The sequence below is a fragment of the Advenella kashmirensis WT001 genome, assembly GCF_000219915.2.
In the GTDB taxonomy this organism is placed as follows: domain Bacteria; phylum Pseudomonadota; class Gammaproteobacteria; order Burkholderiales; family Burkholderiaceae_B; genus Advenella; species Advenella kashmirensis.
On sequence record NC_017964.1, the window covers coordinates 648408 to 671923 of the forward strand.

Here is a 23516-nt window from a genome sequence, read left to right on the forward strand (position 1 = left end):
TGTGATTAATGCAAACGCCGAGAAGGCGCCCGCGAATGGCACCGGAGAACTCGCAACGGGCAACGTCCTGGACGTGCGCAATCTGAGCGTCAATTTTGTCGGATCAGAAAGAACCGTGCAGGCAGTTCAGGATTTGTCCTTTACGGTGGGCCAGGGTGAAACACTGGCCATCGTGGGCGAATCGGGCTCGGGTAAATCGGTCACCTCGCTCTCGCTTATGCGTCTGGTCGAACATGGCGGCGGCCGCATCGTCAGCGGGCAAATGCTGTTTCGCCGGCGTCAGGGACAGGTCGTGGATCTTGCCCGGCTGCCTGGTGCGCAACTGCGCAGTATTCGCGGGGCCGATATGGCCATGATTTTTCAGGAGCCCATGACGTCGCTGAACCCGGTGTTTTCGGTCGGCGACCAGATTGCCGAATCCATCCGCCTGCATCAGGGGCTCAGCCAGCAGCAGGCCATGGCAGAAGCCTTGCGCATGCTTGACCAGGTGCGTATCCCCGAAGCGCGTGCTGTACTGACACGGTTTCCGCATCAGTTATCCGGCGGTATGCGCCAACGTGTCATGATTGCCATGGCGCTGGCCTGTAAGCCGGCTCTGCTGATTGCCGATGAACCCACGACGGCCCTGGACGTGACCATTCAGGCGCAGATTCTGCAGTTGATCCGCGAACTGCAGAAAGAAATGAACATGGGCGTGATCTTCATTACGCACGATATGGGCGTGGTGGCTGAAGTGGCCGATCGCGTGCTTGTCATGTTCAAGGGCAACAAGGTTGAACAGAACAGCGCCCAGGCTATTTTCCACGATCCGCAACATGCCTATACCAAGGCCTTGCTGTCGGCCGTGCCGCGGCTGGGATCCATGAATGGCACCTCATTGCCGGCCCATTTTGATTTGCTGTCGCTGCAACAGGCGGGCGCCGATGAAGCCGCTACCCCGCATGAGCCGGTGGTGCTGGCGCCTGATCGCCAGGCCGGTCCGATACTGCAGGTCAAGGATCTGGTGACGCGGTTCGATGTGACCAGCGGCATATTCAATCGTGTTGCCAGGCGTGTGCATGCGGTCGAAAAAGTCAGCTTTGATTTGTACCCGGCAGAAACGCTGGCCCTGGTCGGAGAATCCGGTTGTGGCAAATCCACGACCGGTCGTTCCCTGCTGCGTCTGATCCAGGCACACTCGGGCAGATCCTGTTCCAGGGACGCGATATCAGCAAGCTCAATACACAGGATATGCAGGCAGTTCGGCGCGATATCCAGTTTATCTTCCAGGATCCCTATGCGTCGCTTGACCCGCGCCAGACCGTGGGCTATTCCATTATGGAGCCGCTGCTGATTCATCGCGTGGCCAGTGGTCGCGAGGCATTGGCTCGTGTCGAATGGCTGCTTGAGAAAGTCGGCCTGCCGCCAGCCATGGCGCAGCGCTATCCGCATGAATTTTCCGGAGGCCAGCGCCAGCGTATTTGTATTGCACGTGCATTGGCGCTCAATCCCAAAGTGGTGATTGCAGACGAATCGGTATCGGCACTGGATGTCTCGATCCAGGCGCAGATCGTCAACCTGCTGATGGATTTGCAAAAAGAATTTGGTATTTCATATCTGTTTATTTCACATGACATGGCGGTGGTGGAACGTATCAGCCATCGCGTGGCGGTGATGTACCTGGGGCAGGTGGTTGAATTGGGGTCGCGTCGTGAAATTTTCGAAAACCCCCAGCATCCTTATACACAAAAACTCATGGCTGCCGTGCCCATTGCTGATCCCGCAAGGCGCCACAAACTTGCCACCCTGATGGCAGGTGAGATCCCCAGCCCGGTGCGTGCTGTCGGCGATGAGCCGGTGGTATTGCCGCTGGAGCAGGTGGGCGCGGATCATTTTGTTGCCCGCCACTCGGTAGGTATTTACTGATTTTTATTTCGTTTAGTCAAACGGCGTTTAACCATTTATCCTTCGCAGGGAGATTTTCATGAAGCCTATTTATCTTCGCAGAGCATTGCTGGCCCGGCCATAATGGCGTGCCTGGCCTTTTCTCATACCGCACTGGCGGCCAAAGACGTCACCGTCGCGGTTCCTTATGGTTTTGATTCGCTCGATCCCTATAACACCAATTCGACACAGTCGCAGGCCGTAGGCAAGGGCTGGTACGAAGGCCTGTTCATGTTTGATCTGGATTTCAAAATCCATCCGTTGCTGGCTACCGGTTATGAGGTCAGCGAAGACGGTCTCACGTATACATTCAAGCTGCGCCAGGGCGTAAAGTTTCATGACGGCACCGACTTCAATGCAGAAGCGGTCAAGGTCAATTTCGAGCGTGTACTGAACCGCGACAATGCACTGGGTCGCTACAACCAGTTCAAGGGTATTGCAAAAATCGACGTGATTGACCCGGCCACTGTGAAGATCACGCTCAAAGAGCCGTTCTCTGCATTCATCAACAATCTGACGCACCCCTCGGCCATGATGATCTCTCCGACCGCCCTGAAAAAATATGGCAAGGATATCAACCTGCATCCTACCGGCACCGGACAGTACGAGTTCGTGGAATGGAACCCTGGTCAGAATGTGAAAATGAAAAAATTCGACGGCTATTGGGATAAGGAACATCTGGCCAAAGTCGACTCCATCAATTTCCGTGTGGTGACCGATAACAATACGCGTGCAGCAGTGATGCAGACCGGAGAGGCCCAGTTTACCTACCCGATTCCCTATGAGCAGGCGGCCATCCTGAAGAAAAATGACAAGCTTGATTTGCTTGCAGAGCCGTCCATTATTGCGCGTTATATTGCCATGAATAATCTGGTCAAGCCTTTCGATAATCCGAAAGTGCGCGAAGCCATGAATTACGCAATCAATAAAGAAGCCCTGAACAAGGTTGTATTCAATGGCTATGCGCGCGTTGCCGAGGGCGTGGTTCCCGGTAAGGTCGAGTTTTCGCAAAAAATGAAACCCTGGCCCTATGACCCGAAAAAAGCCCGTGAACTGCTGGCAGAGGCCGGTTACCCGCAGGGATTCGAAACCACGCTGTGGAGCGCGTACAACGATGGCACATCGGTCAAGGCTATCCAGTTCATTCAGCAGCAATTGCGCCAGGTTGGCGTAAAAGTATCGGTCGAGGCCCTGGAAGCCGGCCAGCGGGTCCAACGGGTTGAAACAGTGCAAAAACCAGAGGACGCCAAGGTGCGGATGTATTACATCGGATGGTCTGCCTCTACGGGTGAGGCCAACTGGGCATTGAGCCCCTTGCTGGCGGGCGATTCATGGCCACCTACCTTCGGCAATTTCTCCTATTATAAAAACGCCCAGGTCGACAAAGATCTTGCCGATGCTTTGAAAACCACTGATAAAGCCGCGAAGACCAAGTTCTACAAAGATGCCCAGGAACAGATCTACAAGGACGCGCCCTGGATTTTCCTGAATACGGCCGATACCGTGGCAGCGCGCAGCAAAAAGCTTGATGGCTTTCATGTGATGCCTGATGCTTCCTATTACTTCAGGGATGTCAGCCTGAAGGATTGATTCGATCCTGCTTAGCAGTTTTATTGCAATTGAAATATCCGCGGCGCCCTCGGGTGCCGCGGCCCAATGGATTCAAAAATGCTTTCCTATCTGGTTAAACGGATTTTCGGGATGATACCCACGCTGATTCTGGTCTGCGTGGTGGTGTTCCTGTTTGTACATATGCTGCCCGGGGATCCGGCCAGGCTTGCTGCAGGGCCCGAGGCGGATGCCGAAACGGTTCAGAACATACGCAAGCAACTGGGCCTGGATTTGCCGCTGCCGCAGCAGTTCGGCCATTACCTGATCAACCTGAGCCAGGGCGATCTGGGCACCTCGCTGCGCACCAAACGGCCGGTGCTGACCGAGATCGCGGCCCGCTTTACGCCAACCCTGCTGCTGACCATTACCAGCATGATCTGGTCGGTGATTTTCGGCCTGGTGATCGGCGTGGTCTCGGCTGTGTGGCGCAACCGCTGGCCGGATCGCCTGTTCATGACGCTGGCGGTGTCGGGTATTTCCTTTCCGCCCTTTGCGCTGGGCATGGTCCTGATCCAGATCTTCGCCGTCAACCTGGGGTGGTTGCCTTCCGTAGGCGCGACCAGCTGGCAACACTATATTTTGCCGTCCATTACGCTGGGCGCCGCGGTCGCCGCCATCATGGCGCGTTTTACGCGCGCCTCGTTCGTGGAGGTCATTCAGGAAGATTTCGTGCGCACCGCCCGCGCCAAAGGCTTGTCTGAAAAAGTAGTCATCGTCAAACATACCTTGCGCAATGCCTTGATTCCCGTGATTACGATGATGGGCCTGCAATTTGGCTTTCTGCTGGGTGGCTCGATTGTGGTGGAAACTGTCTTTGGCTGGCCCGGGATGGGTACGCTGCTGGTAGATGCCGTCGCGGCACGGGACTATCCGATTATTCAGGGACTGGTTCTGCTGTTTTCCTTTGAATTCATTTTGATCAATCTGATTGTTGACGTGCTGTATGGCGTGATCAATCCGACTATCCGTTACAAATAACGGGACAGATATGACGCAAGTAACTTCTTCTCCGATCGAATCGCTGCCGCCACAACGGGAACGCATCCGCACCCCGATGACGGAATTTATCCGCAAGTTCCGCAAGCAGCATCTGGCTGTCGTCGCGGCGCTTTTTATTATTGCACTTGTATTTATTGCCATTCTGGCGCCCTGGATCGTCCCCTTCGATCCGGAGAATTATTTCGATTATGATCGCATCAACCAGCCGCCGTCAGTGCTGCACTGGCTGGGTGTGGATTCGCTGGGTCGGGATATTTTCAGCCGCATCGTGATGGGAACGCGCATTTCCCTGGCCGCCGGTTTCATCTCGGTTGCACTGGGCGCCATTGTGGGCTCGGTGCTGGGCCTGCTTGCCGGGTATTACGAAGGCTGGTGGGAGCGCATTGTGATGCGTATTTCAGACGTATTGCTGGCGTTTCCCGGTATTTTGCTGGCCATCGGCGTGATCGCGGTGCTGGGCCCCAGTATGGTGAACGTGGTGATCGCTGTGGCGGTATTCAGCATTCCGGCGTTTGCACGGCTGGTGCGCGGCAATACCCTGTCCCTGAAAAACATGACGTACATTGAAGCCGTACGCAGTATCGGCGCTTCTGATTTCACCATTATTTTCAAGCACATTCTGCCCGGTACGATTTCACCTATTCTGGTCTATGGCACCATGCGTATCGGCACCTCAATTATCACGGCCGCTTCGCTGTCGTTTATCGGACTTGGCGCGCAGCCGCCGACGCCCGAATGGGGCGCGATGCTCAACGAGGCGCGCTCGGATATGGTGTTGGCCCCGCACGTGGCGATTTTCCCCTCACTGGCTATCTTCCTGACCGTGCTGGCGTTCAATCTGCTGGGCGATGGGTTGCGGGATGCGCTGGATCCGAAGATTGACCGGCAATAATCCCGTGGTGTTATCGATTGATGGCCCGGACAGATGAGTGTATATGAGTGATTCTTCAACAGATGCGGCGCTGTGGTCTGCGCCGCCAGTGGGCATCCTGCCTGCAGGACCGCATAACTGTATTACCGATGTCTCCGGCGTCAAAGTGGGTCATGTCACCCTGGTGCGGGGTGCGATCCAGACCGGCGTCACGGTTGTTTATCCGCATGCGGACGATCTGTTTCTGAACAAGGTCGCGGCCGGCGTGTCGGTGCTCAACGGTTTTGGCAAAAGCATGGGGCTGGTACAGTTGCAGGAGCTCGGTGTCATAGAAACGCCCTGGCGCTGACCAATACTTTTTCCGTACCGATAGTGGCGCAGGCGCAAATCAGGCAGGCAATTGCCGCCAACCCGCAGATCGGCCGCGATTGGCCGACCGTCAACCCGCTGGTGCTCGAGTGCAACGACGGCTACCTGAACGATATTCAGGCTATGGCCGTGACCGAAGCGGATTACTTCAACGCTTGCGCCAATGTAACTGCCCAACCGGAGCAGGGTGCGGTAGGCGCCGGCCGCGGGATGAGCTGCTTTGGCTTGAAAGGCGGCATTGGTTCGGCATCGCGGATCGCCCGGCAGGAAACGGAACTGGCAGGTAGCGCGCCGGACTATACGGTGGGCGCGCTGGTGCTGTCCAATTTTGGCAAGCTGCGTCACTTGCGAGTCAACGGCCGGATGCTGGGCCAGGACATCAAAAGACGCATGGCCGGTAGGCACACGGCAGCACCAGTGCCCCCGGATATCGCGGAAAATGCGCCTGACAAGGGTCCATCATCATGGTGCTGGCAACCGACGCGCCGCTGGACGCCGGCAACTGCGTCGGCTGAGCATGCGCGCAGCTGCCGGGCTGGCGCGCACCGGTTCGAACTTTGGCCATGGCAGTGGTGATATTGCCGTTGCTTTTTCAACGGGCATGCGCATCGGCCAGCAGGTGCAGGGAGCACCGATGCCGGTGGCGCCCTTGCATGAGCAGCAGCTGGAGTCGCTGTTTGACGCGGCCGCCGAGGCTATCGAACAGGCCATTGTCAATTCGCTGTGGCGTGCCACGGCAGTGACCGGGCGTGATGGCAATACACGCCTGCCAGTCACCGACTGGCTGCATGACTAAGCGCGACCATCGCGGTCATGCAAAGTAAGTGATGAATACGTGAATATTACAGTTGCAATAACAGTTGGCAAAGAATAACAAGGTGTGATCAATGAAAGTACTAATATCAACAGACATTGAAGGCGTCGCCGGTGTGGTGGATGCGCAGCAGGTGCGGGCCGGCAACGTGGAGTATGAAAGGGCACGACAGTGGATGGCGGCCGAAGCCAACGCTGCAGTTGCCGGCGCGTTCGATGGTGGCGCCACGGCTGTTTATGTGAACGATTCGCATGGCGGCTTTCGCAATATGATTGCATCCGAGATTGATGCGCGTGCTACATTGATCAGCGGCAAGCCACGGGCTTACAGCATGATGACCGGTCTGGAATTCGGTGTTGGCGCTGTCGCCCTGGTCGGGCATCACTCACGGGCTCAGGGTCGTGGCGTGCTGGCCCATACCATCAACAGTTTTGCCTTTGCCCGGGTGACGGTCAACGGCATGGAACTGGGCGAACCGGGCCTGTATGGCGCGCTGGCCGGTCAGGCCGGTGTACCTGTGATCTTCGGCAGCGGCGACCAGTATTTCATCGAGGAAAACAAAGCGTTTTTCGACGGTGCCGTATGGGTGGAAACCAAACAGGCCATGGGTCATGCCAGTGCTGCTACGCTGACGCCGCAAGCGGCCTGCGAGCGCATACGCGAGGGCATGCGCAGGGCGGTTCAGAGTGCCATGGCACAAGCGTTGACACCGTTTGTGATCGGTGCGCCATATGAATGCAGGTTGCAAACCAATTCGCCTGCACTGGCCGATACATTTTGCGTGCTGCCCGGCACCGACCGTGTAGATGGGGTTACCCTATCATTCAAGGCAGAAAGTATCGAGCATGTGATTCGCACATTGAATGTGTTTTCCACCATGTCTGCGGCCTTGCGCTAGAACCCAGGGTGGTACGCTGCCTGGTCTGATCAGCCAGTGCGCGGATGCCGGCCGGTGTGCGGATAATCGCCCGCAAGGCCGGTTTGCTGTCCGGCGCGGCTGGAAATACCGAGACCGGGGCGTTCAGTTGCAGACTGGCCAGTAGCGCCTGCATCGCCTTTGGTTCAGGATGATAGATATGCAGTGCTTCCAGCGAAAGGCCCATATCCGGCATGGATAATACCGGTAGTTCGGCGGTCTGCCATTCAATCAGCGCCGGGGCCATCCCGTCAAGGGGCGACAGGCCACTTTCAGCAATCGTGATCAGCCAGTTCAGGTCTGCGCGCTGCATGGCGGTGACCGGGCCCAAAGGCTGGGTGCTTGCCGCCGCATGTGTATGAATATTTGTTGTACGCACGACCCAGGCCGACAGCGCTGCGGCGCTCTCCGGTGCCAATGCATCAAGCCCGAACCAGCGTGGCTGCGCGGGGGCTGGCGCGACCGGATTGATGGCAATTACTTCCAGATAGCAGTTTGTGCCACAGCGCAGCAGGCGGTTGTGGGTACCCATTTTTGCGTGTTCGCCGCCCGGCAGCGGGGCTACACCCAGGCAGTCGCGTACATAGGCCGCACCTGTCTCAAGGTCGCTGGCGGTCACGACAATATGATCAATGACAGTGTGGGGCACAGACATGATTACTCCGGTTTTGCGACCGCTGCTACGGCATGGTCAGCACTGTCGCTGGTGTGCTCATGATACGAAAAGCGCGCCAGCACGGCATGCGCCAGGGCGTCGATCGAGTCCGATATCACGACATCAAACGCATCACGGCGCGATGGCGGGATGGCTAGCGGCAATTCCGTACAACCCAGAATAACGGCCCGCGCGCCCATTTGGGCAAGGCGATTGACGGCCGCAGCAGCGGGGGCAAAGGCCAGCTCGTTCTGGTTGGATTTGACGGCGGCAATGGCCTGCACGGACCAGTCACGAATGCTATTGTCGTTGCCGGTAAAAGGCTCATATCCGGCCGCACGCAGGGCCTTCTGATACAGTTCCAATTGCATCGTCGCCGGGGTGCCCATCACGCCCACCGGGCCATCACAGATGCCATTGCGTTGCAGATCCTGAATGACTGATTCGACAATGTGCAGAACCGGCACCTGGACGCTGTCGCGCAACTGCTCAAACCACAAATGCGCCGTATTGCACGGAATGGCAATGCATTGCGCGCCCCAGCGCTGCAAGTCCTGCATTCCCTGGCGCATGGCCGGCAGCGGGCTTGGCCCGCCGGCCAGCTGCGCCGCGCTGCGGTCAGGAATCCGCGGATCATTGCGCAGCAGTACCGGGATATGCGCCTGGTCTGCCGTTACCGGGGTCAGTTGCACAAGCCTGGCTGCAAACGTGGCACCGGCAAGCGGTCCCATGCCCCCCAGGACACCGAGCACGGGCCAGACCGGTGGGGCAGCAGTCAGGGAAGACGAAAACGAGGATGTGTGAGGCAATGACATGAATATAACTCTCCGTAAGGAATGATTATACGACCAGGCTGGCGAGAACGCACTTGCGCGCAGGGGTTTTGCATCTCTTGCCGGGACGCTAGGGTTACAATCAGGCGGGGCCAAAGCGATGCGGCTGCCGCTGGCATTTGTGCCGGGCAGCCGCAGTGACGCCGCAAAAAGGGCCTGGCCCGGTTTCCGGCAGCAGTTGGCATGGCGGCCCGACAATATTGCGCATTTTGAATTTGGAGTCAGCATGGAAAGTTTCGACTATGATTTTTTTGTAATCGGCGGCGGCAGCGGCGGGGTACGCGCCTCGCGCATGGCAGCACAGGCCGGTGTCCGGGTGGCGGTGGCAGAAGGATCCGATCTGGGCGGAACATGTGTCAATGTCGGCTGCATTCCCAAGAAACTTTATAGTTATGCTGCGCATTATCATGAAGCTTTTGAAGAGGCACGCGGTTTTGGCTGGAATGTCGGCGAGGCGACACTGGACTGGTCGGTCCTGAAAACCAACCGGGCCACGGAGATCTCCCGTCTTAACGGCATTTATCACTCGCTGATTACCAACGCCGGCGCGACCCTCTTGACTGGCTGGGCCGAGCTGGCCGGGCCCAATACCGTTCGCATGGATGACGGCAAGACCTATACAGCAAAGCACATTTTGATTGCGACTGGCGGCTGGCCTGTCGTGCCCGATTTTCCCGGGCGCGAACATGTGATTACCTCAAATGAAATTTTCGATGTCCCGCAGTTTCCGAAACGGCTGGTCGTGGTGGGTGCTGGCTATATTGCATGTGAATTTGCATCGATCTTCAATGGACTGGGCGCCCAGGTGCATATCGTGATCCGCCGCGATCGTATCCTGCGCGGCTTTGATGAAGAAATCTGCGCGTTCACTGCAAAGGAAATGGAAAAAGCCGGCGTGCATTTTCACTTTGAGACCAAAGTGGACGGCATCGACAAAGAGGGTGACGTTCTGTCAGTGAAATTGAATGACGGCACGACGCTGCAGGCCGACCAGGTGCTGTATGCGACAGGACGCGCGCCCAATGTGCAAAAACTCAATCTTGAGTCTGCGGGCGTGCAGGTCAATCACAATGGCGCCATTCAGATTGACGAAAACTACCGGACATCGGCCCCTTCCATTTATGCTTTGGGCGATGTGACCGACAGGATTCAACTGACGCCGGTTGCACTGGGCGAAGCCATGGTGCTGGTGGATCATCTGTTTGGCAAGGGTGTGCGTCGCATGAGTTATGAATTTATTCCGACTGCCATTTTCACCCATCCAAACGTGGGAACGGTGGGCTATAGTGAGCACGAAGCGCGCGAGAAGTATGGCGAGGTCACCATCTATCGTTCGGAATTTCGCCCCCTTAAGCATACGCTTAGTGGCAGCACTGCCAGAATGATGATGAAACTGATTGTCGACAAGAAATCCGATCGTGTAGTGGGTTTGCATATGGCCGGTGACGACGCAGGAGAAATCGTGCAGGGATTTGCCGTGGCCGTGCGCATGGGCGCAACCAAGGCGGACTTTGACGCGACCATTGGCATTCATCCGACCGCAGCGGAAGAGTTTGTGACCATGCGCGGATAATACAACTGCCCCCGGCGCGATGTGTTGGGGCAGTGCGGCGGTCATGCTTATTTGGCGTGGATGGGCGAGGGCGTACAGGGCTGATATTGCCTGTATGGTTTTATGGCATGGCTGTCGGCCTTCCCGCCACATTTGCGCCAAACCATTGCGCCAAACCATTTCAACCCATATGGCTGTTCATATCAATGGCGCGAATAATTTGCGCAACCGCAAGCACCAGCTGTGATTGCGCCGCGGCGGTCGCGATGGCCAGGGTAAGATTATTGCGGATGACCGGCTCCACAATCGGCGCGCAGCTCAGGCGCGTGGGGCCGGGGATATCGCCCAGTGCAGAGCGCGGGATGATCGTGAAAACCGGCTCGTGCGAATAACTCAGGGTTTCCACAATCGTCTGCACAACGTCCACTTCGGCTACGACATTCAATTGCACATTGCATTCTCTGCACGTCTGTTCAACCAGCGCGCGAATGGTATTGGGCGCGCTGGGCAGCACCAATGGATATTTATCCAGATCGGCAACGGCAATCGTTGCCGGCAGGACCGGCCCGCCGGCATGTGCGTGGGCCAGTACCAGCTCTTCCCGATACAGCGACTCTACCTGCATCAGTGAAGAGGGCGCGGGCTCGTAGAGCAGCGCCAGATCAACCTTATCCTTAAGCAGCCAATCACGTAACTGGGCGCTCAGGCCTTCGGCCAGCGTAATGGATGAGGCGGGAAACTGCGCCCGGAACTGCTGCATGATATTGGGCGCCAGTCGTCGCGCAACGCGCGGCGGAATGCCCAGCCGCACCCGGCCCGGAGCCGAAGAACGAAAGTTGATCAGATCCTGTTTTGCTGCGTGGCCAGATGGTGCAGGGTGCGGGCATGGCCCAGCAGACGGGTGCCGGCTTCAGTCAGTTCTACCCCACGGCCCGTGCGAACCAGCAAATGCTGTCCAAGTTCGGCCTCCAGCAATTGGATCTGCCGGCTTAGCGAGGGCTGTGACACATCAAGCATGTCCGCAGCGCGGGAAAAGCTGCGCTGTTCGGCAATCACGATGAAATACTGAAGCTGTTTGAGATCCATGTGGCAATGATATACGTTTTTTCGATATCAGAAGTCGCAAGGCGGGCCTTGATGATTCGCAGGCCCTCGCGCATCATGACTGTGATTAGACGATAACAGGGACAGCGAGCGATGAGACGTCTGGAAAACAAAGTAGCAATCGTGACGGGAGCCGGCAGTGTGGGGCCCGGCTGGGGCAACGGTCGGGCGATTGCCTGGCGGTTTGCCAGCGAGGGCGCGCATGTTTTTGCCGTGGATATGAACCCCGATGCGTTAAATGAGACTGTGACCAAGGTTAATGAAGTCAACGGCACGATCCGAACCTGGACTGCAGATGTTACCTCGGCTGAGGCTGTTGAGCAGATGGTGCAGGCCTGCCAGGAGGCTTTCGGACGGGTCGATATTCTTGTCAACAATGTCGGTGGTTCAAAAAAGGGTGGCCCGGTCGCCCTGGATGAGCAGACATGGGACAGCCAGCTTGATTTCAATCTGAAAAGTGTTTTTCTGGGCTGCAAATATGTGTTGCCGATTATGGAACAGCAGGGTGCAGGGGCGATTGTCAACATTTCCTCCACATCCGGCATCCGCTGGACCGGCTCGGCGCAGGTCGGATATGCCAGCGCCAAAGCAGGCATTATCCAGTTGTCTCGCGTCGTGGCGGTGGAATATGCCAAGCGCAATATACGGTGCAATACCGTGGTGCCGGGCCAGATGCACACACCAATGGTGGAAACACGTCTTGCAGGACAACGTGCAGGCGGCGATGTAAGTACGCTGCTTGCACAGCGCCAGGCACGTATTCCCCTGCCATTCATGGGTGATGGCATTGATACGGCCAATGCCGCGCTTTTTCTGGCTTCCGATGAGGCGCGCTTTATCACCGGCACCGAAATCATTGTGGACGGAGGCATGAGTGCACGCTGCGACTGAGACCCCCGTTCGCTATCCGGATCCTGCTGTGATTGCTTTGGACCCGCGCTTTCATGCACTGACGCTGCCCCTGGCCGCGCTTGAGCGGCTGGCCGGCGGCAGTCGGTGGGCCGAAGGGCCGGTGTGGTTTGGCGACTGGAACTGTTTGCTATGGAGTGACGTACCGAATAACCGCATGATGCGGTGGGATGCTGCCACCGGCCAGAGCCAGGTGTTTCGCAGTCCGTCCAACCATGCCAATGGCAATACACGCGATCGGCAAGGACGCCTGATCACCTGCGAGCATCTGTCGCGCAGGGTAACGCGCACCGAACCAGATGGCCGCATTACCGTCCTGGCCGACAGCTATCAGGGTAAGCCACTTAATTCACCCAATGATGTCGTGGTCAAGTCAGACGGTTCAGTGTGGTTTACCGATCCGCCGTTTGGCATCGTTGGCTACTATCAGGGTGAACAGGCAGAGCAGCAACTGCCTGCTGCGGTCTATCGCATTGATCCGATTGACGGACACGTCGCACTGGTGACCGATGCCGTCAACGGCCCTAACGGTCTGGCATTCTCTCCCGACGAATCACAATTGTACATAGTTGAATCGCGTGCCCAACCGCGTAACCTGCTGGCCTTTGATCTGAATGCCGACGGCACAGGTTTGCTTGCGCAGCGTGTGCTTTTTGATGCAGGTGAAGGCACGCCCGACGGCTTTCGGGTGGATGTCCATGGCAATTTGTGGTGCGGCTGGGGAATGGGCACGGCGCAACTTGACGGAGTCAGGGTATTTAGCCCGCAAGGCGAATTGTTGGGGCGCATTGCATTGCCCGAGCGGTGCGCCAATCTATGTTTTGGCGGTTTGCATCGGAATCGCCTGTTCATGGCGTCGTGTACGTCCATTTATTCACTGTTCGTCAATACGCAAGGGATTGCGGGTACCTGACGACATAAGGAGGAAGACATGTCCGGATTCGGAAAAAAATATATTAAATACGTGATGCCAGTTGCCGCTGTTCTGGGTCTTGCGCTCAGCCAGCATGCCCTGGCTGCATCTCCCGTCAGTGTCGTAGTGGCCTTTCCTGCTGGCGGTCCTGGCGATACGCTGGCCCGGGTGACCGGAAAAGAGCTGGAGGGCCAGCTTAAGAAAACAGTGGTGGTGGAAAATAAACCGGGCGGCAACGGCGCCATTGCCGCCAGTACAGTGACCCGCGCAAAACCGGATGGCAATACGCTGTTTCTAAGCTCTACCGGTGCAATTGCCATCAATCCGGCGCTGTACAAAAAGCTGATCTATGATCCGGCAAAGGATCTGCGGCCGGTAGCGTTGCTGGTTTCAACACCCGAAGTGCTGGTTGTGTCCAAAAAAAGCGGTATCACAAGTGTGAAGGAGTTGCTTGAAAAGGCCAAAAGCAATCCCGATGGTATCTCGCTGTCCACTTCCGGGGTAGGCAGCATGCCTCATATGGCGATTGCCCAGTTTCGCATTGCGACCAAAGCCAATACGCTGATTGTGCCCTTTGGCGGCGCCGCACCGGCAATTACCGCGACCATCGGTGGACAGGTTGATGGCTTCTTTGGCGATGTGTCGGGCCTGGTGCAGCATATCAAGCAAGGCAGCCTGGTGCCTATCGGCGTGGCATCGGACAAGCGATCTGCGGCGCTGCCGCAGGTTCCCACTTTTGACGAACTGGGCATCAAAAATGTCCATGCGACCAACTGGTACGGTGTTTTTGCACCGGCCGGCACGCCTGACGAGAAAATAAAGGAACTGAACCTGGCTTATCTAGCGGTCATGAAAACACCGGCAGTCGCACAATATGTGCAAACCTCCGGACTGGATACCGATGATCTGGAACCGGCACAGTTTGCGTCATTGATCGATCAGGACAGCAAAAAATGGGCTGATCTGATCAAGGCGGAAAATATCAAGATGAATCAATAAGGGGATCACTAACACAGGTGACGTCCAATCACGTTCACTGCCAGTGCAGATGACTGTCGCAATGACGATTTCAATGATCAATGCGCGCGACAGTGACCGACAGGGATCCATCTTGAACCATCATGGGCGGGGCTATAATGGCCGATTCATGTGCCAGTATGGAAGCAGGGTTGTACTGGCGCAGCAAACATGTATGTACGAGATGGCAAAATGGCGAGAAATATCGAAATCAAGGCGCGTATTGCAAGTGTCAGTGATCTGGCGCAACAGGCGGCCACGTTGGCAACTGAATCACCTTGCGACATATTCCAGGATGATACGTTTTTCAAGTGTGATGAAGGTCGGCTCAAGCTCAGGCAATTTGCAGACGGGACAGGACAGCTTATTTTTTATCGGCGCCCGGATGAGGTCGGGCCGAAAGAATCATTCTATGTGTTGTCAGAAACTGCGACGCCTGAATCGCTCAGAGAAGTGTTATCACTGGCCTAGGGCGTGATCGGTCGGGTAATCAAGCGACGTACGCTGTACATGGTAGGCAGAACGCGCGTTCACCTTGATCACGTAGAAGGCTGGGCCAGTTCATGGAGCTCGAGGTTGTGCTTGAAGACGGCGAGTCCACCGCCAGTGGCATGCAGCAAGCCGAATTATTGATGCAGCAATTGGGAATCCGCAGTTCGCAACTTATCGAAGGATCCTACTTCGATCTGTTGGCCCGCAAGCGTTTGTAATCTGATTTGCCTGCCACGCAATGTGCGATGACATGACGGTTGCATCAATGCAGCTGATAAACGTGATTGCTTGGCAAATGGCGATATTGCTTGCTGAAAATAGCGTACCGACAGCTGCATTCCCAAAAGCGGCCTGCAAAAAAAGCCTTAGCGAAAACGACTCAGGGAGAACGGCGCCAATTCGTTGGCGCTTGTCTGGCCAGCCATGGCACGCGCCAGCAGCCTGCCGGTATTGACCGAGCCGGTCAACCCAAGATGGCCATGTCCGAATCCGGTCCACAGGCCCGGCAAATTCGCGACAGGTCCGATGACCGGCAAAGAATCGGGCAGGCAGGGCCGATGTCCCAGCCAGGTGGTAAAGCCGCTGGTATCAAGGTTGTCCAGACCGGCCAGCGCGTGATCCTTGAGCAGCAGTGCGCGCTGCTGGTTCATCGGCTTGCCGGTGCCGCCAAATTCAACCGTACCGGCGATGCGCAATTGACCCTGCATCGGGTTCATGAAGATCTTGCGATCGGCCAGCACCACAATGCGCGATAGCGTTACACCTGGATGTGGCGCCTGCAAATGGTAGCCGCGCTGGCTTTCCAGCGGCACCGACAGATTCAGTGTCGCCAGCAGACCGCGCGAGCCCATGCCTGCACACACGACAACATGATCGGCTGGCCATGATTGTTCACCGCTGTGCAAATGCCACTTGTCGTTGCTGCGGCGCAGGCTGCTGATGCCGGCGTTGATAAATACAACGCCCTGGTCTGTATTTGCTTTGGCCAGGGCCTGTGAATACTGGAACGGATCGCTAACCCAGCCTTCATCCGGTAGAAACCAGCCGCAGCGATAAGTGTCACTCACTGCCGGCTCCAGTTCGGCAATGGCGGCGCGGTCCACCGACTGCATGGCCAGCCCGAAGTCGCCCTTGAGCTGCCAGGACGCCTTGTCCTTGTCACGGCTGTCGGCGTTCGGGTACAGGTGTAGCTGGCCTGTGGTTTTTATCAAATGGGCGCAGCGATATCGCGAGCCAGTTCCGTGTGATGACGCACCGATCCGGTCAGCAGATCATGAAGGGCCGCCGCGATCTGCCGCACGCGTTCTGGTCGTGATGCAGCGATAAAGCGAGCAAACCAGGCATGGCCGGCAACAGGTATCCCAGCGGGACATGTAGCGCGCTGGTGCTGTCCAGCAGCATGGAGGCCGCCTGCCTGATGACACCGGGCATGGCCAAGGGGGCGACCGAGCCTTCGGACAGCGCACCGGCATTGCCGAAAGAGCATTGAGAGCCCGGGTCCTGCGCGTCAAAAACAGTCACCTGCCAGCCCGCCTTTCGGAGGGCGTGCGCTGTACACAAACCGACAATGCCGGCGCCGATAATGGCAACTGAGTTGTTTTGCATGGACATGGATGCTTCTCGATCTGGCCTGATGGTGGCGTCCATTGTAACGGCTCAAACGCGGGTAGAATAGGCGGATTGAGATAAACCGGCAAGGTCATGACGTTTTGCGCGGCAGGGCCATTTCTGACACAGGAGCATTATGCAGACACTGCCCACTTACACTGATGTTGTCGCCGCCGCCGAACGCATCAAAGGTTATGCGCACCGCACGCCGGTGCTTCGTTCCAGGACCATTGACGCGCAACTGGACGCCAGCCTGTATTTCAAATGTGAAAACCTGCAACGCATTGGCGCATTCAAGTTCCGTGGCGCATTCAATGCGATCGCGACATTGAGCGAAGCACAACAGCGTGCAGGGGTGATTGCCTTTTCCTCGGGCAACCATGCCCAGGGCGTAGCGCTGGCCGCTTCCTTGCTCCAGGTCAAAGCCACCATCGTGATGCCGCTGGATGCACCGGCTGCCAAGCTGGCAGCAACACGCGGCTATGGCGCGCAGGTGGTGCAATATGATCGTTATACCGAAGACCGGGCGGCCATTGCCACAAGGCTGGCACAGCAACATGGCTATACACTTATCCCACCCTATGACCACCCTGACGTGATCGCCGGCCAGGGGACGGCCGCCCTGGAACTGATGGAAGACACCGGGCCGCTAGATCTGCTTTTTGTCTGTCTGGGTGGCGGCGGATTGCTGTCGGGTTCGGCTCTGGCGGCGCGGGCGCTTGCCCCCGATTGCCAGATCTATGGCGTGGAACCACAAGCGGGCAATGATGGGCAACTGTCCCTGCGCGCCGGCCATATCGTGCGCATCGACATGCCCAAAACCATTGCCGATGGTGCGCAAACGCAGTTTCTGGGCGACTACACTTTTCCCATCATTCAGCGCGAAGTGGCAGATATCCTGACTGTTACGGATCAGGAGCTGATTCGTACGATGCGCTTTTATGCCGAGCGCATGAAAATGCTGGTCGAGCCTACCGGGTGCCTGTCGCTGGCCGGTGCTGCCAGTGCAAAAGACTTGGTGCGTGGCAAGCGCGTGGGCATTATTATTAGCGGTGGCAATGTGGACCTGGCCAATTTCTGCGCCTTGCTCGGCAGTGCCACTGATTAACGGAACGAACTCGTGAAAATGCGCACAGAACAGTCGATCGCTAATACCCCGGCACCGTTGCCGGAATGGCGGATGTTGATGGCTGGGCTGTGTGCCAGTCTGGTAGGCATCGGGCTGGCCCGGTTTGCCTATACACCATTGCTGCCGGCCATTATCAATGCACAATGGTTTTCTGCGTCCACAGCAGCCTATCTGGGTGCGGCCAATCTTGCGGGGTATCTGGCCGGCGCCCTGCTGGGTGTTGGTATCGCCCGGCAGACCGGGACACGAGCTGCCTTGCGACTAATGATGGTCCTGGCGACACTTGCTTTTTTTGCCTGCGCGCTGCCGGTATCGTTTATCTGGTTCTTTTTGTGGCGTTTTGTGTCAGGCGTCTCCGGTGGCGCCTTGATGGTGCTTGCCGCCACATCCATCCTGCCGTTCGTGCTGCCCTCGCGTCGCGGGCTGGCCAGTGGTGTAATATTTACCGGGGTGGGACTGGGCGTGGTCGCATCGGGCACGCTGGTGCCGATGCTGCTGCAACTGGGTTTGACGCAAACATGGCTGGGTCTGGCGGTGTTGTCTTTATTGTTGACGCTTTTGGCCTGGTCCAGCTGGCCATCGGCGCCGCCGGCAACAACAGTAACAACATCTACGTCAGTACCTGCAGCGGTTTCGACTGATGCTGCTCTAAACGCGCAACACCGCGCGGGCGATGCAGAGGCATCGATTCGTGATGACCCTGTGGGTATGCAGACCACGTCGCCACACCGGGAGTGCGCAGAAACCGATAGTCGTGCCCTGTATGTGTTGTATCTTGTTTACGGCCTCAATGCAGTCGGGCTGGTAGCGCACATGGTTTTCCTCGTGGATTATGTGGCGCGGGGGCTTGGCTGGGGCGTCAGTACCGGGTCGTTATTCTGGGTCATTTACGGTTTGGGGGCAGTGGCAGGGCCTCTGTGTACCGGAGCGGTGGCAGACCGTATTGGCTATGGATTGACCTGCGTGCGGCGTTGCTGCTGCAATTGCTTATGGTTATTCTACCGATTCTGAGCACGGCGCCCATCCTGCTTGGTATTTCCAGCTTCGCGGTAGGAGCGTTCACGCCGGGCATTGTGCCGCTGGTTCTGGGGCGTTTGCGCGAGATGCTGCCGCATTCCCCGACGCAGCAGAAAATCGCCTGGAGCAGGGCGACAACCGCTTTTGCGCTGATGCAGGCAGCCGCTGCCTATGCAATGTCATTTGTGTTTGCGCATTCCAATGGCCAGTATCTGCTGCTCTTTATGCTGGCCGCGGTGGCGCTGGCTATTGCATTTGTGATGCTCATGCTATCGCCCGGGCCTAAGGCGCAACGCTAAAGGCAATTTTTTGGCCCGGGCCAGCGAGATTGCGTACCCGACCCATGAGCCGGCGCTTTGGCTACGCATTGCCTTGCTTGGTTCTTTACCGGTGCAAGAGGAAAGCGACGTCAGGCCGGCAAGGGCGCTGCCGTCAGCATTGTACTGTCGCGGCGTGCCCGTCGTTGACCACAGGTGCAATCATGCACGCTTGACCGCCGTTGCTGTTACATTTTTTAGTTCGTTTTAACTTGTCTATGTTATCCGCACAAAATAGTGTTGGAAAAATGCCAAATCATTGATTAATTATAAGAATTATTCCTTCTTGCTGCATCCGGCTTGTCTAGTAAATCGCCCCAAAAATGGCAAAACTGTCACTGCCGTGTAAGACAGCATTAACCGGACTGTCACACATCTTCCTTAATATGACAGCACTTGAACAGTAGTGGCCCGCTATGGCTGGCCGACTGCTGACATCTGCTGCTTGCGCTCGACCGTTTTCCGGTGTATCAGCCCGGCAGTTGCAAAATATATAAAGGAATACGATGACTCAGGCAATTCGGGTTCAGAATCTGAACAAGACATTCGGCACCAGACAAGTGCTGCACGATCTGGAACTGGACGTGGCACCTGGCGCGATGGTGGCGCTGATCGGCGCATCCGGTTCCGGAAAATCCACGTTGCTGCGCCATCTGGCCGGCCTGGCCACCGGTGATCGCCAGGTTGGCGGCGACATCCAGATGCTGGGCCAGCAAATGCAAAAAGATGGCATCCTGAACCGCAATGTTCGCCGCCTGCGTTCTGACATCGGTTATATCTTTCAGCAGTTCAATCTGGTGGGACGGTTGTCGGTCCTGAAGAACGTCCTGCTGGGCAGCCTGGGGCGCATGTCGCGGGTACGCGGCGCGCTCGGCCTGTTCAACAAGGAAGAAGTGAATAACGCGTTGCGGGCATTGGAGCGGGTCGGTCTGCTTGAGTATGCCTATCGTCGTGCTTCAACCCTGTCTGGTGGTCAGCAGCAGCGCGTGGCCATTGCCCGCGCCCTGTGCCAGAAGGCGGAAATTATTCTGGCAGACGAACCCATCGCGTCACTGGATCCGGAATCGGCTCGCCGTGTCATGGAGACACTGGCGGACATCAATAAGCGCGACGGCAAAACAGTCATTGTCACGCTGCATCAGGTGGACTACGCAGTGAAATATTGCCGCCACGCGGTAGCGCTCAAAGGCGGCAAAAAATATTTCGACGGCCCGATCACCGGGCTGAGCAACGAATTTCTGAGCGACCTGTACGGCTCGGAAATAGGTACGGCGCTTCTGTTCGGAGAGCAGGAGGCACAAAAAACACCCGCCAGAGACCCGGCACGCCTGGTTCTGGCAGCAGCTTAAACATTATTTCATTAGGAATTTTCATGTTCAAATCGACCATTCGCCGCCTTGGCATTTCCCTGTTCGCGCTGGGTATGAGTGCTGCCGCGGTTCAGGCCCAGGAATCCAAGGAACTCAATTTCGGCATTATCTCTACGGAATCTTCCCAGAACCTGAAAACGGTTTGGGAACCGTTTCTGGCCGATCTGTCCAAGCAAACCGGCTACAAAGTAAAGGCGTTCTTTGCACCTGACTATGCCGGCATTATCCAGGGCATGCGCTTCGATAAAGTCGACATCGCCTGGTACGGCAACAAATCTGCCATGGAAGCGGTGGATCGCGCCAACGGCGAAGTGATCTACCAGACAGTAGATAAAGACGGCAAGCCAGGGTACTGGAGCCTGCTGATCGCCCATAAAGACAGCAAAATCAATTCAGTCAAGGACATGCTGGAAAACGCCAAAACGCTGAACTTCAGCAACGGCGATCCGAACTCCACATCCGGTTACCTGGTGCCCGGCTATTATGTGTTTGCTGAAAACAATGTTGATGCCAACAAGATTTTCAAACGCTCGGTCAACGGCAGCCATGAAGTGAACGCACTGTCTGTGGCCAACAAACAGGTTGATGTCGCCACTTTCAACACGGAAGGCATGGAGCGTTTGAACCGGACCAGCCCGGATAAAGCAGCCATGCTCAAGGTTATCTGGAAATCCCCGCTGATTCCGGCCGATCCTATCGTATGGCGCAAAAACCTGCCTGAGGACGTGAAGGCCAAACTCAAGACATTCTTTGACAGTTATGGCGACAAGCCGGAAGAACTCAAAGTGCTTAACGCAATGGCCTGGGGCAAGTTCAAGCCTTCAAGCAATGATCAGTTGCTGCCGATCCGCCAATTGGAACTGTTCAAAAAACGTTCGCAGATTGCTGGTGACAGCAAACTGGACGAGCAGGATCGCAAGAAACAGATCGCTGGCCTGGATGAACAACTGAGCAAGATCTCTGTGCGCATGAAAGAAATCGAAGGTAAAAACTCGTAATTTGAGTTGATCATGATGGCGGCCTGCATTGTATTTGCAGGTTGCCATAAACTGGAAATGAATATGTCTGTAATGACGACAAGCCCCAGCCCGATGTCCGGCGCACTGCCAGCGCAGCCGCCGCGCATGACATGGGCAAAAATGCTGGGATGGGGGCTGTTCCTGCTGTTTTTGGCCTGGGCCTGGAAAGGCGCCGAAATGAATCCGGTCCTGCTGTGGACCGATTCAGGCAACATGGCTACGTTTGCCGCGGATTTTTTTCCGCCCGATTTTTCTGAATGGCGCATGTATGCGCGAGAGATGCTGGTTACCATCCAGATCGCCGTCTGGGGTACCGTTCTGGCGATTATTTTTGGTATTCCACTTGGCATATTGTCTTCATCCAATCTGGTGCCCTGGTGGGTTTGCCAGCCGGTGCGTCGCCTGATGGATGCCCTGCGCTCCATCAATGAAATGGTCTTTGCCATGTTGTTCGTGGTGGCCGTGGGGCTGGGGCCGTTTGCCGGCACCTGGCACTATTTCTTGGTACCACGGGAGTATTGGCCAAGCTGTTTGCAGAAGCTGTTGAAGCGATTGATCCGGGTCCCGTCGAAGGAGTGCGTGCCACTGGCGCAAGCGCTTTGCAAGAGGTGATATTCGGGGTGATTCCCCAAGTCATGCCCTTGTGGGTGTCGTACGCGCTGTATCGATTTGAGTCGAATGTGCGCTCGGCCACTGTGGTGGGGATGGTTGGCGCCGGCGGTATTGGCGTGCTATTGTGGGAAGCGATCCGGGGCTTCGCTTTCGGACAGACTGCGGCCATTTTGCTCATCATCATTGTGTGCGTGAGTGTGATCGACGTGGTCTCGCAGCGACTCAGAAAATTCTTCGTATGATGGAACAAGGCAGGCAACTGCCTTTTTAAAATGATGAACTTGTCTAGACAAGATGAACCGCTCTACCAGACACTGGCTTCCACTATCCGGGCTGAGTTGTCTATGTACAAACCGGGTGATCTGCTGCCGGGCGAGTTGCGGCTGGCTGAACGCTTTGATGTCAATCGTCATACTGTGCGGCGGGCGCTGGATTTGCTGGTGCAAGAGGGCAATATTATCCGGATCAAGGGCAAGGGCACCAAGGTGCTGACCCGGCCGCTGCTGTATCCGGTGCAGGCCACATCCGCCTACACCGACCAGTTTTCGGCCATGGGTCACACCGCCAGGGCGCAATTGCTCAAGGTATATCGGCGTCCGGCCAACCACGACGAACTGACGCAACTGGCCCTGGCTCCGGGCAGCACCGTGCTTGAGTATCGCACGCTGCGATTTATCGATAACGAGCCGATCAGCGTCATGACGCACTTTTTTTCTTCCGGGTACGAAGCGTTGCTGCAAGATTACAAACGTGATTCCATGCGCCAGTATCTGAAAGAGCGCGGCTGTGAGTTGCAGCGCGCCTCCAGCGTGATTGGCGCCAGGCTGCCCACCATTGACGAAGCGGCGCGCCTGCTGATTCCACAATCGGCGCCGGTGCTCACTGTGACCACCCTATCCAAAAACCAGCACGGTCATCCCGTAGAGTTGACGTTTTCCGTCAGCCGCGCCGACCGTTTTCAATATCAGGTAGTTTTAAACGGAGAACACATATGAAAGCGGACTTTGCTCCGACCGAGCGGCAACGCTGGATGCAGGTGCTTGCACGCGCAGGGGATGCGCTGGCCGGGTACGAATCCGAGCTCGCCGGTGTACCTTATCAATGCATACGCAAGCCGGAAACCGGTATGGCCATGGTGCGGGGACGCACTGGCGGCACCGGACAGGCATTCAACCTGGGCGAGATGACAGTGACCCGTTGCGTTGTGCAACTGCAGGATGGTCGTGCCGGGTACAGCTATATTGCCGGACGCAATAAGCGTCATGCGGAGCTGGCTGCGCTGGCCGATGCCTTGCTGCTTGGTCAGGAGAAGGCAAAACTCATGCAAGCGGTGATCGAACCGCTTGCGCGCAGTCAGCAGCAGGCGCGTCTGGCCAGACAGGCCGAGGTCGCCGCTTCCAAAGTTGACTTCTTTACCCTTCTTCGAGGAGAAAATGAATGACCGCTCCCGTTCTGGTTCCTGCCTT

At 56.7% G+C, this 23516-nt stretch carries 20 protein-coding genes and 5 pseudogenes; 19 read left to right on the forward strand and 6 right to left on the reverse strand.

The genetic code is table 11. The features are described from left to right. Positions 1 to 4: 4 nt before the first annotated feature. The 7 genes and pseudogenes from TKWG_RS03115 (at position 5) to TKWG_RS03140 (ending at position 7485) form a co-directional block, all read left to right on the forward strand. A pseudogene (locus tag TKWG_RS03115) lies at positions 5 to 1905 on the forward strand (dipeptide ABC transporter ATP-binding protein). Positions 1906 to 2007: 102 nt separating this feature from the next. Continuing rightward, positions 2008 to 3513 carry a glutathione ABC transporter substrate-binding protein GsiB gene (gsiB, locus tag TKWG_RS03120; RefSeq protein ID WP_014749424.1) on the forward strand — a complete coding sequence of 502 codons (1506 nt, stop codon included), beginning with the start codon at positions 2008 to 2010 and terminating at the stop codon, positions 3511 to 3513. A gap of 78 nt (positions 3514 to 3591) precedes the next feature. Beyond that, positions 3592 to 4512 (forward strand): glutathione ABC transporter permease GsiC, encoded by a 921-nt coding sequence (gene gsiC, locus TKWG_RS03125; RefSeq protein ID WP_014749425.1) that lies wholly within the window; start codon positions 3592 to 3594, stop codon positions 4510 to 4512. A gap of 10 nt (positions 4513 to 4522) precedes the next feature. Beyond that, on the forward strand, positions 4523 to 5425 hold the full coding sequence (gene gsiD, locus TKWG_RS03130; protein WP_050981515.1) for a glutathione ABC transporter permease GsiD: 903 nt from the start codon (positions 4523 to 4525) through the stop codon (positions 5423 to 5425). 43 nt (positions 5426 to 5468) lie between these two features. Then, positions 5469 to 6349, forward strand: a pseudogene (locus TKWG_RS03135) (P1 family peptidase). Then, positions 6291 to 6569, forward strand: coding sequence for a P1 family peptidase (locus TKWG_RS25720; RefSeq protein WP_014749429.1), 279 nt, complete (start codon positions 6291 to 6293; stop codon positions 6567 to 6569). Before TKWG_RS03135 ends, TKWG_RS25720 begins: the two are co-directional and overlap by 59 nt. Positions 6570 to 6660: 91 nt before the next feature. After that, positions 6661 to 7485: a M55 family metallopeptidase gene (locus TKWG_RS03140; RefSeq protein ID WP_014749430.1), complete on the forward strand. Its 825-nt coding sequence runs from the start codon at positions 6661 to 6663 to the stop codon at positions 7483 to 7485. Here the strand turns inward: TKWG_RS03140 and TKWG_RS03145 are convergent. Together TKWG_RS03145 and cuyB are read right to left on the reverse strand one after the other, a co-directional pair. Then, positions 7412 to 8158: a VOC family protein gene (locus TKWG_RS03145; protein ID WP_014749431.1), complete on the reverse strand. Its 747-nt coding sequence runs from the start codon at positions 8156 to 8158 to the stop codon at positions 7412 to 7414. The two genes, TKWG_RS03140 and TKWG_RS03145, sit on opposite strands and share 74 nt — an antisense overlap. Positions 8159 to 8160: 2 nt before the next feature. Beyond that, positions 8161 to 8973, reverse strand: coding sequence for a cysteate racemase (cuyB, locus tag TKWG_RS03150; protein ID WP_014749432.1), 813 nt, complete (start codon positions 8971 to 8973; stop codon positions 8161 to 8163). A gap of 244 nt (positions 8974 to 9217) precedes the next feature. On the opposite strand from cuyB, the gene gorA reads away from it, so the two are divergent. Then, entirely contained in the window at positions 9218 to 10564 is a 1347-nt protein-coding gene (gorA, locus tag TKWG_RS03155; RefSeq protein WP_041709801.1) for a glutathione-disulfide reductase, read from the forward strand. A gap of 160 nt (positions 10565 to 10724) precedes the next feature. Here gorA and TKWG_RS03160 read toward each other — a convergent pair whose 3' ends face one another. Beyond that, the gene (locus TKWG_RS03160; RefSeq protein WP_238534301.1) at positions 10725 to 11354 is read right to left on the reverse strand and encodes a LysR substrate-binding domain-containing protein; all 630 of its coding nucleotides are present in this window, start codon (positions 11352 to 11354) and stop codon (positions 10725 to 10727) included. A 29-nt stretch (positions 11355 to 11383) separates the two neighbouring features. Further along, the gene (locus TKWG_RS24450) at positions 11384 to 11629 is read right to left on the reverse strand and encodes a LysR family transcriptional regulator (RefSeq protein WP_238534302.1); all 246 of its coding nucleotides are present in this window, start codon (positions 11627 to 11629) and stop codon (positions 11384 to 11386) included. Between the two features lie 111 nt (positions 11630 to 11740). Here TKWG_RS24450 and TKWG_RS03165 point away from each other — a divergent pair, with 111 nt between their 5' ends. From TKWG_RS03165 to TKWG_RS03180, 4 genes and pseudogenes are all read left to right on the forward strand, one after another. Continuing rightward, positions 11741 to 12538 carry an SDR family NAD(P)-dependent oxidoreductase gene (locus TKWG_RS03165; protein ID WP_014749434.1) on the forward strand — a complete coding sequence of 266 codons (798 nt, stop codon included), beginning with the start codon at positions 11741 to 11743 and terminating at the stop codon, positions 12536 to 12538. Continuing rightward, complete coding sequence (locus TKWG_RS03170) at positions 12522 to 13469, forward strand: SMP-30/gluconolactonase/LRE family protein (protein ID WP_014749435.1); 948 nt, start codon at positions 12522 to 12524, stop codon at positions 13467 to 13469. The genes TKWG_RS03165 and TKWG_RS03170 overlap by 17 nt, the downstream gene beginning before the upstream one ends. 18 nt (positions 13470 to 13487) lie before the next feature. Next, positions 13488 to 14468: a Bug family tripartite tricarboxylate transporter substrate binding protein gene (locus TKWG_RS03175; protein WP_014749436.1), complete on the forward strand. Its 981-nt coding sequence runs from the start codon at positions 13488 to 13490 to the stop codon at positions 14466 to 14468. A 210-nt stretch (positions 14469 to 14678) separates the two neighbouring features. Next, positions 14679 to 15196 (forward strand): annotated as a pseudogene (locus tag TKWG_RS03180) (class IV adenylate cyclase). A gap of 147 nt (positions 15197 to 15343) precedes the next feature. On the opposite strand, the gene TKWG_RS03185 reads toward TKWG_RS03180, so the two are convergent. Beyond that, entirely contained in the window at positions 15344 to 16189 is an 846-nt protein-coding gene (locus TKWG_RS03185) for an NAD(P)/FAD-dependent oxidoreductase (RefSeq protein ID WP_014749437.1), read from the reverse strand. Positions 16190 to 16241: 52 nt separating this feature from the next. Beyond that, entirely contained in the window at positions 16242 to 16583 is a 342-nt protein-coding gene (locus TKWG_RS24455; RefSeq protein ID WP_238534303.1) for an FAD-dependent oxidoreductase, read from the reverse strand. 139 nt (positions 16584 to 16722) lie between these two features. On the opposite strand from TKWG_RS24455, the gene TKWG_RS03190 reads away from it, so the two are divergent. The 7 genes and pseudogenes from TKWG_RS03190 to phnG all read left to right on the forward strand — a co-directional run bounded on the left by TKWG_RS03190 (position 16723) and on the right by phnG (position 23491). After that, on the forward strand, positions 16723 to 17694 hold the full coding sequence (locus TKWG_RS03190) for a threo-3-hydroxy-L-aspartate ammonia-lyase (RefSeq protein WP_014749439.1): 972 nt from the start codon (positions 16723 to 16725) through the stop codon (positions 17692 to 17694). 18 nt (positions 17695 to 17712) lie between these two features. After that, positions 17713 to 19031, forward strand: a pseudogene (locus tag TKWG_RS03195) (YbfB/YjiJ family MFS transporter). Between the two features lie 524 nt (positions 19032 to 19555). Then, positions 19556 to 20398 carry a phosphonate ABC transporter ATP-binding protein gene (gene phnC / locus TKWG_RS03200; protein ID WP_014749442.1) on the forward strand — a complete coding sequence of 281 codons (843 nt, stop codon included), beginning with the start codon at positions 19556 to 19558 and terminating at the stop codon, positions 20396 to 20398. A gap of 23 nt (positions 20399 to 20421) precedes the next feature. Further along, positions 20422 to 21417, forward strand: a complete 996-nt coding sequence (gene phnD / locus TKWG_RS03205) for a phosphonate ABC transporter substrate-binding protein (protein WP_014749443.1) — start codon at positions 20422 to 20424, stop codon at positions 21415 to 21417. A 93-nt stretch (positions 21418 to 21510) separates the two neighbouring features. Beyond that, a pseudogene (phnE, locus tag TKWG_RS03210) lies at positions 21511 to 22292 on the forward strand (phosphonate ABC transporter, permease protein PhnE). Between the two features lie 39 nt (positions 22293 to 22331). Next, entirely contained in the window at positions 22332 to 23045 is a 714-nt protein-coding gene (gene phnF / locus TKWG_RS03215; protein ID WP_202947762.1) for a phosphonate metabolism transcriptional regulator PhnF, read from the forward strand. Continuing rightward, positions 23042 to 23491 (forward strand): phosphonate C-P lyase system protein PhnG, encoded by a 450-nt coding sequence (phnG, locus tag TKWG_RS03220; protein WP_014749447.1) that lies wholly within the window; start codon positions 23042 to 23044, stop codon positions 23489 to 23491. Before phnF ends, phnG begins: the two co-directional genes overlap by 4 nt. Positions 23492 to 23516: the final 25 nt, after the last annotated feature.

Coding starts and splice junctions, on each gene's coding strand:
- TKWG_RS25720 (WP_014749429.1), top strand. CDS start 6,291: ATGCGCGCAGCTGCCGGGCTGGCGCGCACCGGTTCGAACTTTGGCCAT.
- phnG (WP_014749447.1), top strand. CDS start 23,042: ATGAAAGCGGACTTTGCTCCGACCGAGCGGCAACGCTGGATGCAGGTG.
- TKWG_RS03145 (WP_014749431.1), bottom strand. CDS start 8,158: ATGTCTGTGCCCCACACTGTCATTGATCATATTGTCGTGACCGCCAGC.
- TKWG_RS03140 (WP_014749430.1), top strand. CDS start 6,661: ATGAAAGTACTAATATCAACAGACATTGAAGGCGTCGCCGGTGTGGTG.
- phnD (WP_014749443.1), top strand. CDS start 20,422: ATGTTCAAATCGACCATTCGCCGCCTTGGCATTTCCCTGTTCGCGCTG.
- gorA (WP_041709801.1), top strand. CDS start 9,218: ATGGAAAGTTTCGACTATGATTTTTTTGTAATCGGCGGCGGCAGCGGC.
- TKWG_RS24450 (WP_238534302.1), bottom strand. CDS start 11,629: ATGGATCTCAAACAGCTTCAGTATTTCATCGTGATTGCCGAACAGCGC.
- gsiD (WP_050981515.1), top strand. CDS start 4,523: ATGACGCAAGTAACTTCTTCTCCGATCGAATCGCTGCCGCCACAACGG.
- TKWG_RS03175 (WP_014749436.1), top strand. CDS start 13,488: ATGTCCGGATTCGGAAAAAAATATATTAAATACGTGATGCCAGTTGCC.
- gsiB (WP_014749424.1), top strand. CDS start 2,008: ATGGCGTGCCTGGCCTTTTCTCATACCGCACTGGCGGCCAAAGACGTC.
- TKWG_RS03165 (WP_014749434.1), top strand. CDS start 11,741: ATGAGACGTCTGGAAAACAAAGTAGCAATCGTGACGGGAGCCGGCAGT.
- TKWG_RS24455 (WP_238534303.1), bottom strand. CDS start 16,583: ATGCAAAACAACTCAGTTGCCATTATCGGCGCCGGCATTGTCGGTTTG.
- cuyB (WP_014749432.1), bottom strand. CDS start 8,973: ATGTCATTGCCTCACACATCCTCGTTTTCGTCTTCCCTGACTGCTGCC.
- TKWG_RS03190 (WP_014749439.1), top strand. CDS start 16,723: ATGCAGACACTGCCCACTTACACTGATGTTGTCGCCGCCGCCGAACGC.
- gsiC (WP_014749425.1), top strand. CDS start 3,592: ATGCTTTCCTATCTGGTTAAACGGATTTTCGGGATGATACCCACGCTG.
- phnC (WP_014749442.1), top strand. CDS start 19,556: ATGACTCAGGCAATTCGGGTTCAGAATCTGAACAAGACATTCGGCACC.